The organism is Tahibacter caeni (assembly GCF_024609805.1).
GTDB lineage: Bacteria > Pseudomonadota > Gammaproteobacteria > Xanthomonadales > Rhodanobacteraceae > Tahibacter > Tahibacter caeni.
In genome coordinates, this window is sequence record NZ_JANFVR010000199.1 from 1 (window position 1) to 8,978 (window position 8,978).

The following is an 8,978-nucleotide window of genomic DNA, read 5'->3' on the forward strand; positions in this document are numbered from 1 at the left end:
GGCTCGGCGCGCGGCCGCGTCCGCAGGCGCCGCGGCGCCGCGGCGGCCGCCGGCTGGCCGAATGCGCCGCCGCCGTCCCAGGCGTACCAGATCTCGCCGGTCACGGGCGCCTGCACGACGCCGAGCAGCGGCCGGCCGTACTCGATCAGCGCGATGTTGACGGTGAATTCGCCGTTGCGCTTGACGAATTCGCGCGTGCCGTCGAGCGGATCGACGAGCCAGTAGCGCGTCCAGCGCGCGCGTTCGAGATACGGAATCTCGGCCGATTCTTCCGACAGCACCGGCAGTTCCGGTGTCAGCCGGTTCAACCCCGCGACGATGACGCGATGGGCGGCGATGTCGGCCGCGGTCAGCGGCGAGCGGTCGTCCTTGTGCTCGACGGCGAAGTCGCTGTCGTAGACCTCGAGTATCGCGTCGCCGGCTTCGCGCGCGAGCGCGCAGACGTCGACGCAGAGGCGTTCGCGCTGCAGCGGCGTCATGCGCCGGGCCTGAAGCGGCCGGCGAGGTATTCGCGCGCGATGAACAGCGCGGCGATGGAGCGGCCTTCGCTGACTTCCTCGTGGCCGAGCAGGGTGTGGAGCTCCGACAGCTTCCACGGAATCACTTCGAGCTCTTCGGGCTCGTCGCCCTGCAGGCGTTCCGGATACAGCTCCTGGGCGAGCACGACGTGGGTCATGCTCGTCATGTAGGCCGGCGACAGCGACAGGGTGGTCAGTATGCGCAGATGGCGCGCGCCGAAGCCGATTTCCTCCTTGAGCTCGCGGTTGGCGCCCTGCTCGACGGTCTCGTCGCGGTCCAGCCGGCCCTTGGGCAGGCCGAGCTCGTAGCGGTCGACGCCGACGCCGTACTCGCGCACGAGCAGCACGGTGTCGTCGTCGCGCATCGGCACGATGATCACGGCGCCGAGGCCCGAGCCCTTCAGGCGTTCGTAGGTGCGGCGCTGGCCGTTGGAGAATTCGAGATCGACTTCCTCGACCTGGAGAAAGCCGCTGGCGTCGGCGGTACGGGTGGCGTGGATCTTCGGGCGTTCGCGCATGAGCGCCGATTCTACGCAGTCGCCGTGACGCTGCGTAGACGACGCGCGAGTGACGCGCGTCGCGGATCGCGCAGGCCGTCGCCGGGAAATCGGCCGCGCCGGCCGCTCGACCGGCGCAGCGGCGACCGGCCGCGGGCCGCACAAAAAAAATGCCCGGCCGAAGCCGGGCGCGCAGTCCTTCGCATCCTCGATCGAGGCCTCCCTTGTCCGCGTCCCTGCGTCCATCGAACGACTCGCACTCGCCCCGGCCCGGCGCCAGGGTATTGCGCCGGGATTGGAAATCGCGGCAGGCGCTTGGACGACGTCTGCCCGGCGGCGCGAGGCTAACGAACGCAGAATGAGAAGTACATCACTTATTTCGGGATTGACAGACGAACCCGCCTTGCAATAGCGGACCCAACCGTTGAAGCGACCGAAACGCCGATCGCGACGGCCGAGGACGCCACGCGGCAACGCCCGGCGTCGCGGCCGCGGCCGGGCGGCAGCGCCGGCTCGCAAGGTCGTGCTCCAGGCCACTGCGGAGGCCGCCGATCCGGCACTCGGAGCCGCGCGGCGACGGTGCGATCCGCAGCCGGCAGCGCCAGCCTGCGGCGCGCTGCAGGCCGTCTTGCGGCGGTTGCGCGTGACGAGTCCGCTGGCCGAGAATCTGCGTATGAGCGACCAGAACCCCTACGACATCGCGATTTCGGTCGCTACCCGCTTCGTCGACGAACAATCACGCCCCGCCGACAACCGCTACGTCTTCGCCTACACGATCACGATCCAGAACACCGGCGACATCGGCGCGCAGCTGCTGTCGCGCCACTGGATCATCACCGACGGCAACGGCAAGGTCGAGGAGGTGCGCGGCGACGGCGTCGTCGGCGAGCAGCCGCACATGCGGCCCGGCGAGGAATTCCAGTACACCTCCGGCGCCGTGCTCGAGACCAGCGTCGGCATCATGCGCGGCAGCTATCGCCTGATCGCCGAGGACGGCACCGTCTTCGACGCGCCGATCCCGCAGTTCACCCTGTCCGTTCCGCGGACCTTGCATTGATGGCGACCTGGGCCATCGGCGACCTGCAAGGTTGCCTCGACGAACTCCAACGCCTGCTCGACAAGATCAACTACGACCCGGCATCTGATGCATTGTGGTTTTGTGGAGACCTCGTCAACCGCGGCGGCCAGTCGCTCGAAGTGTTGCGCCTGCTGCGCACGCTCGGCGCGCAGACCGTGGTCACTCTGGGGAATCACGACCTGAGCCTGCTCGCGATCGCGCAGCGCAACGAGGCCGAGCAGGCCAAGGTCAACCCGGAACTCGGCGCGATCCTGTTCGCGCCGGACCGCGACGAGCTGCTGACCTGGCTGCGCCAGCAGTGCCTGCTGCATCACGACGACACGCTCAAGTTCACGATGGTCCACGCCGGCCTCGCGCCGCGCTGGACCCTGGCCCAGGCACAGCGCGCCGCACGCGAGGTCGAGCGCGAGCTGCGCGGGCCGCAGCACGGCCGCCTGCTGCGCTCGATGTTCGGCAACAAGCCCGCCGTCTGGTCGGGCCGGCTCAAGGGCGTGGAACGCATGCGCGCGAGCATCAACGTGCTGACGCGCCTGCGCTACTGCGACGTGCGCGGCCGCATCGCGTTCGGCGAGAAAGGCGCGCCGGGCACGCAGCAGGCCGGACTCTACCCGTGGTACGAAGTGCCGGGCGTGGTCAAGCGCGACACGCGCATCGTCTGCGGCCACTGGTCGACCCTCGGCCGCTTCTCCGGTCTCGGCATCTACGCGATCGACACGGGCTGCGTCTGGGGCGGCGCGCTGACCGCACTGCGCCTGGACGCCGAGGATCCGTATTTCGTCAGCGTCAAGTCCGACCGCAAGCCGCCGGCCGGCCGCGAAATGGATTGATCGCGGATACGGCGTGCGGGGTCGTTCTCCGCGCGAGGTCGGCTCAGCGAGATTCTCCGCGACGTCGGATCCGACGTCGCGGTTCGCCGCGCTCGCCGCAACGTCCGGACCTACGCGACGATCCGCGCGTAGTCGACGAAATCGAACGCGCAGGCGTGGCGCGCGTCGGCCGCATGATGCTCGCGCGCCGTTTCGCGCCAGTGCGCGCGATCGAACGCGGGGAACCAGGTATCGGCGTCGGCGGCCGTCGTCGCGATCTCGGTCAGGTGCAGCCGCGTCGCGAGCGGCAGCGCGAGCGCGTAGACCTCGCCGCCGCCGATCACGCAAAGTTCGGCGCCGCCGGCGGCCGCGATCGCCGCGTCGAGCGAACGCACGGCTTCCTGGCCCGCGTACGGCGCGCCTCCGCGGCGGCTCAGCACGAGATTGCGCCGCCCCGGCAGCGCGCGGCCTATCGACAGCGCGGTGCGCCGGCCCATCAGCACGGGCCTGCCGAGGGTCAGCCGCTTGAAGCGCGCGAGATCGTCGGGCAGGTGCCAGGGCATGTCGCCGGCGCGGCCTATCGCGCCGTTGCGGTCCAGCGCGGCGATCAGCACGACGCCGGCGCTCATACCGCGACGTCGCCCTTGATCGCCGCATGCGACTGATAGCCGTCGATGCGGATGTCCTCGTAGCGGAACTCGAACAGCGAACGCACGTGCGGATTCAGGTGCAGCCGCGGCAGCGGCAGCGGCGCGCGCGTGAGCTGCTCGCGGACCTGGTCGAGATGATTCAGATACAGGTGTGCGTCGCCGAAGGTGTGCACGAAATCGCCGGGCGCGAGATCGCAGACCTGCGCGATCAGATGTGTCAGTAGCGCATAGCTCGCGATGTTGAACGGCACGCCGAGGAACACGTCGGCCGAGCGCTGGTAGAGCTGGCAGGACAGGCGGCCGTCGGCGACGTGGAACTGGAACAGCGCATGGCAGGGCATCAGCGCCATGCGCTCGAGCTCGGCCACGTTCCAGGCGCTGACGACGAGGCGGCGCGAATCCGGATTGCGGCGGATCTCGTCGACGACCCAGCGGATCTGGTCGATCGTGCGTCCGTCGGCCCCTTCCCAGGCGCGCCACTGCTTGCCGTAGACCGGGCCGAGGTTGCCGTCGGCGTCGGCCCATTCGTCCCAGATCGTGACCTTGTTGTCGCGCAGGTAGGCGACGTTGGTGTCGCCGCGCAGGAACCAGAGCAGCTCGTGCACGATCGCGCGCAGGTACAGCTTCTTGGTCGTGACCAGCGGAAAGCCCTGCGCGAGATCGAAGCGCAGCTGGCGGCCGAACACGCTGAGCGTGCCGGTGCCGGTGCGGTCGGCCTTGCGCACGCCGTGGTCGAGGATGTCCTGGACGAGATCGAGATAGGCGCGCATGACGCGACATGGTAGCCGAGCCGGCCCGGCTCCGGGCCCCTTGACGATCCGTCCATGCACGCGGCCGTCGCGGTTGCTTACACTGCGCGCCTCGCAACCCAGGGAGCAGGCAATGGCACAGTGGTTCTTCAACTACAACGGCGAGCAGATCGGCCCGCTCGAGGACGCACAGGCGCGCGACCAGGCACGCCGCAACCGCAACGGCCATTGCTGGCGCCAGGGTTTCGCCGAATGGCAGCCGATCGCCCAGGTCGAGGAACTGCGCGACGCGAGCCCGGTCGCCGCCGTACCGCCGGCCGTTCCCGCGCCCGCTCCCGCCGCCGCGGTGGCGCGCAAGCCCGGCCAGCGCGCCAGCGACGAGATCGACTACCGCATCGTCGGCTCTGACATGCAGTTCGTCGAACTCGAGCTCGATCCCGGCGAGAGCGCGATCGCCGAGGCCGGCGCCATGATGTACAAGGACGCGAGCGTGCAGCTCGACACGGTGTTCGGCGACGGTTCGCAGGCTTCCGGCGGCGGCGGTTTCATGAACAAGCTGCTGTCGGCGGGCAAGCGCGTGATGACCGGCGAAAGCCTGTTCACGACGATGTTCACGCAGAACGGCACCGGCAAGGGCAAAGTCGCGTTCGCGGCGCCGTATCCGGGCACCATCGTGCCGATGCGGCTGGCCGATTTCGGCGGCCGCCTGATCTGCCAGAAAGACAGCTTCCTCTGCGCCGCGCGCGGCGTGTCGATCGGCATCTTCTTCCAGCGCAAGATCCTGACCGGCCTGTTCGGCGGCGAAGGCTTCATCATGCAGAAGCTCGAAGGCGACGGACTGGCCTTCGTGCATGCGGGCGGCACCATCGTCGAACGCCAGCTCGCGCCCGGCGAACGCCTCGACGTCGACACCGGCTGCGTGGTCGCGCTGACCGACGGTGTCGGCTTCGACGTCAAGCCGGTCGGCGGCATCAAGAGCATGATGTTCGGCGGCGAAGGCGTGTTCCTTGCCGCGCTGACCGGCCCGGGCAAGGTCTGGCTGCAGTCCCTGCCGTTCTCGCGCATGGCCGGCCGCATGCTCGCCGGCGCGCGCGGCGGCAAGGAAGAAGGCTCGGTGCTCGGCGGCATCGGCAACCTGATCTCCGGCGACTGACCGCCGCTGCGGTGCCGGCCGGGCCGGCGCCGCAGACCTCGACGTCACTGCGCATGCATCCGGCCATCACCTCGATCCGTTCCGCGCCGCCGGCCGGCACCGCCCGCCGCGGAGGCCGCGCATGAACGCGCGGCGCCCCGAGTTCGGCATACCGGCCGTCGCGCGCACCCTGGCCTGGCTGCGCTTCTCGGCCGTGATCGGCCAGACCGCGACCGTGGTCTTCGTGAGCCAGGCGCTCGGCATCGCGCTCGACACGCCGCACCTCTACGTCGGCATCGCGCTGCTCGGCGCGTTCGCGCTGGCCGTGCGCTGGCGCCTCGCGCAGCCCTGGCCCGTCACGGCCGGCGAACTGATGCTGCACGTCGCGATCGACACGGTCGTGCTCGGCTGGCTGCTGTACCTGACCGGCGGCGCGACGAACCCGTTCGCCGCGCTGCTGCTGCTGCCGATCACGCTGGTGGCGACGGCGCTGAGTCCGCGCCACGTCATCGTCGTCGCGCTGATGTCGCTGTGCACGTATCTCGTGCTGCTGCGCTGGAACCAGCCGCTGCCGCCGCTCGGCAGCGGGCTGCATCTGCTCGGTATGGCCATGTCGTTCCTGATCAGCGCCTGCCTGCTCGGCTGGTTCATCTCGCGGCTCGCGCTCGTGCTGCGCGACAACCAGGCGCTGGCCCAGCGCATCCGCGAGCGCGCGCTGCGCGACGAGGGCTTCCTCGCGATCGCGACGCAGGCCGCCGGCGCCGCGCACGAACTCAACACGCCGCTGTCGACGATGCGCACGCTCGTGAGCGAACTGCGCCGCGAACACGATGCCGGCACCCTGGCCGAAGATCTCGCGCTGCTCGACCGCCAGATCGAACGCTGCCGCGACAGCCTGCGCGAGCTCGTCGCGGCCGGCAAGGCGCAGCTGGCGCAGACCGGCGAACGCATCAGCGTTGCCGACTTCGTCAACGGCTGCGGCGACCGCCTGCAGCTGCTGCGGCCGGAAATCCTCTACCGGGTCGAGCTGCCGGACGACGCGGCCGAATGGATCGTCGAGGTGCCCGCCGGCCTGCGCCATGCCGTGCTCAACCTCATGAACAACGCGGCCGAAGCCTCTCTCGCGAACGAATCCGAAGCGGTCGACGTCGCCGTCGCGCGCGAAGGCGCGAATCTCGTGCTGACGGTGCGCGACTACGGCCGCGGCATTCCGCGCGCCATGCGGCTCGGCACGCCGTTCCAGAGCAGCAAGAGCACCGGTTTCGGCATCGGCCTCGCGCTCGCCGACGCGACGGCCGAACGCCTCGGCGGCGAGCTCGTGATCCGCGCCGCTGACGGCGGCGGCACCGAGACGCGGCTGTCCGTTCCGCTCGACAGCGTCCGCCCGACGCTTCCGTAGCCGCACCGGACGCGCGTCCGGCCGGCGCCCGCGCCGAGCGCGATCAACCTGCAGGCGGACATGTCGCCGGCGAGACGTCGCCGGGCGCGACGAGATCCAGATCGATGGCCGCCTGCGCGTTCGCCGGATCGAGCATCAGCGCGCAGCGATACGCCGCCGCCGCGCGTGCGGCATCGCCGGCCAGCCGATGCGCGTAGCCGAGGTTCAGCCAGGCGCGCGCCTTGCGCGGCGAATCGCGCACGGTGGCCTGCCACAGCGCGACCTCGCTGCGATAGTCCGCGTTGCGCTGCATCGTCGCGAACGCGAGCGCCGCGCAGAGCGCGAGCGCCGCGGCGCCCGCAACGACGCGCAGGCGCCCGGCGGCCGCGCCGGCGAGCCCGCAGGACAGCGCGAGCATCGGGCCGGCCAGCGCGAGATAGAGATGCCGGTCGTTCGCGAGGTCCAGCCGCGGCAGCACGGAATTCGCCGGCGCGAGTTGCAGCAGATACCAGCCGATCGCGAACGCGAGCCACGGCCGGCGCCGGCGCGCGGCGAACATCGCCGCGACGAGTGCGGCGAGCAGCACGGCACAGCCGGTCAGTGCCGGCGACCACGCCGCCGGCACGCGCAGATCCGGATCGATGTTGGTGAAGCCCGCGAGCGTCTGCGTCAGCAGATAGCCGTGCGCGAGCAGCTGGCCCATGGCCTGCGCGGCGACGTCGCGCGTCGCGATGCTGACGCCGAAGAACACGTGGTAGCCCGGCGTCGCGAGCGCCGCGGCCGCCGCGGCGGCGAGCACGACGGCGTAGCCGCGCAGTCGCCAGAGCTCCGCACGCAGCGGCCGTCCGGTCGTCCAGGCCTGCAGCAGAGGAACCGCCGCGATCACGACCATCGTTTCGCGGACGGCGAGCGCAAGCGCGAACAACAGCGGCCCGAGCAGGACCGACGCGCGGCGCGACGGCTGCGTACGCGCGGCGTCGTCGGCGAGCAGCGCGGCGAGTCCGAACGTCGCCGCGAGCGATATCGAGCGTCCGCTCGCGTAGGTGACGGCCTCGGTCGCCGCCGGATGCAGCGCGAACAGCACGGCGGCGAGCAGCGCGGCGAGATCGGCACGCGCGAGCGACGGCGCGAGCGCAGGCAGCCAGCGCCGCCAGAGCGCCCAGAGCAGAACGGCATTCAGCGCATGGATGGCGATGTTCGTCGCGTGGACCGCGACTGCGCCGCCGCCGAGCTCGCGCGTCAGCGCATAGCTGAATTTCAGCAGCGGACGGATGCCCGGCAGCGCATCCCGCCAGCCGGCGAGACTCTGCGTGGCGGACTGGACGAGGAAGGTCGCGAAATCGTCGAACTGCCAGGCCGCGCCGAAGGCGTTCGCGTAGGCGAGCAGGACCGCGGCGACGAGGACGGCGATCGCCCGCGAGGCGCACAGCGGCGCGGCGCCCCCGTTCGACCGGGCAGCCGCATCCGTTACCCGCACTCTCGCGGCCTCTCTCCCGCGAGAGGAGGTTGATGAAAATCCGGCACCATTTTCAACGCACGAACGCATGGCCGCTGCCCGCTCCGTCAGCCGCGCCCGCGTGCGGCGGCGTGTCCGCGCGCCGATCGTCGAACGCGAGCTCGACGAGGCCGACGCTGTCCCACCAGCGCTCCGGCGCGTGCAGCAGCACGACGAGCACGCGGCGGCCGTCGCGCTCGGCGACGGCGACGAGACAGCGTCCGGCCGCCGGCGTCGTGCCGGTCTTCAGGCCGCGGGCGCCCGGCAGGCCGTCGAGCAGCGGATTCGTCGTGCGCGCCGACAGCACGCGGCCGGCCGCCGTCGTCAGGCGCAGCTCGCGCCGCTGCGCGGCCTCGGCCAGCACCGGCTGGTCCAGCACCGCATGCGACAGCACGGCCAGGTCGCGCGCGCTGGTGTACTGCGCGTCGTCGTCGTGCCCGCAAGGGTTCGTGTAGTGCGTGTCGGCCAGACCCAGCGACGCCGCGCGCGCGTTCATGCGCGCGACGAATGCGCCGGTCGGATCGCGCGCGTCCGCCGTCGCACCGACGGCGTCGGCGAGCGCGCGGCAGGCGTCGTTGGCCGAGCGCACGAGCGCGGCGAGCAGCAGGTCGCGGCGCGTGACGCGTTCGCCGCGGCGCAGGCCGAGCCGCGTGCCGGTCTCCGCGGCCGCGCCGG

At 71.2% G+C, this 8,978-nt stretch carries 10 protein-coding genes; 4 read left to right on the plus strand and 6 right to left on the minus strand.

Annotated features, from left to right (window positions below):
• Both NON22_RS15745 and nudE read right to left on the minus strand, forming a co-directional pair.
• Positions 1-479: 3'(2'),5'-bisphosphate nucleotidase CysQ family protein (locus NON22_RS15745; protein WP_306673847.1), on the minus strand; the 479-nt coding region annotated here is incomplete at its 3' end.
• Positions 476-1,036, minus strand: coding sequence for an ADP compounds hydrolase NudE (gene nudE, locus NON22_RS15750; protein ID WP_257387897.1), 561 nt, complete (start codon positions 1,034-1,036; stop codon positions 476-478). The genes NON22_RS15745 and nudE, both read right to left, overlap by 4 nt.
• A 652-nt stretch (positions 1,037-1,688) precedes the next feature.
• Here nudE and apaG point away from each other — a divergent pair.
• Together apaG and NON22_RS15760 are read left to right on the plus strand one after the other, a co-directional pair.
• Positions 1,689-2,072: a Co2+/Mg2+ efflux protein ApaG gene (gene apaG / locus NON22_RS15755; protein WP_257387898.1), complete on the plus strand. Its 384-nt coding sequence runs from the start codon at positions 1,689-1,691 to the stop codon at positions 2,070-2,072.
• The gene (locus tag NON22_RS15760; RefSeq protein WP_257387899.1) at positions 2,072-2,920 is read left to right on the plus strand and encodes a symmetrical bis(5'-nucleosyl)-tetraphosphatase; all 849 of its coding nucleotides are present in this window, start codon (positions 2,072-2,074) and stop codon (positions 2,918-2,920) included. The genes apaG and NON22_RS15760 overlap by 1 nt, the downstream gene beginning before the upstream one ends.
• A gap of 110 nt (positions 2,921-3,030) precedes the next feature.
• Here the strand turns inward: NON22_RS15760 and NON22_RS15765 are convergent, their stop codons facing one another.
• Both NON22_RS15765 and NON22_RS15770 read right to left on the minus strand, forming a co-directional pair.
• On the minus strand, positions 3,031-3,528 hold the full coding sequence (locus NON22_RS15765; protein ID WP_257387900.1) for a dihydrofolate reductase: 498 nt from the start codon (positions 3,526-3,528) through the stop codon (positions 3,031-3,033).
• Entirely contained in the window at positions 3,525-4,319 is a 795-nt protein-coding gene (locus NON22_RS15770) for a thymidylate synthase (RefSeq protein WP_257387901.1), read from the minus strand. The genes NON22_RS15765 and NON22_RS15770 overlap by 4 nt, the downstream gene beginning before the upstream one ends.
• A 112-nt stretch (positions 4,320-4,431) precedes the next feature.
• Here NON22_RS15770 and NON22_RS15775 point away from each other — a divergent pair, with 112 nt between their 5' ends.
• Positions 4,432-5,451: a TIGR00266 family protein gene (locus NON22_RS15775; RefSeq protein ID WP_257387902.1), complete on the plus strand. Its 1,020-nt coding sequence runs from the start codon at positions 4,432-4,434 to the stop codon at positions 5,449-5,451.
• A gap of 121 nt (positions 5,452-5,572) precedes the next feature.
• Positions 5,573-6,829 (plus strand): ATP-binding protein, encoded by a 1,257-nt coding sequence (locus NON22_RS15780; RefSeq protein ID WP_257387903.1) that lies wholly within the window; start codon positions 5,573-5,575, stop codon positions 6,827-6,829.
• 43 nt (positions 6,830-6,872) lie between these two features.
• On the opposite strand, the gene NON22_RS15785 is transcribed toward NON22_RS15780, so the two are convergent.
• Both NON22_RS15785 and NON22_RS15790 read right to left on the minus strand, forming a co-directional pair.
• Positions 6,873-8,285 carry a hypothetical protein gene (locus NON22_RS15785; protein WP_257387904.1) on the minus strand — a complete coding sequence of 471 codons (1,413 nt, stop codon included), beginning with the start codon at positions 8,283-8,285 and terminating at the stop codon, positions 6,873-6,875.
• Between the two features lie 52 nt (positions 8,286-8,337).
• A partial coding sequence (locus NON22_RS15790; RefSeq protein WP_257387905.1) for a D-alanyl-D-alanine carboxypeptidase family protein occupies positions 8,338-8,978 on the minus strand: 641 nt, incomplete at its 5' end.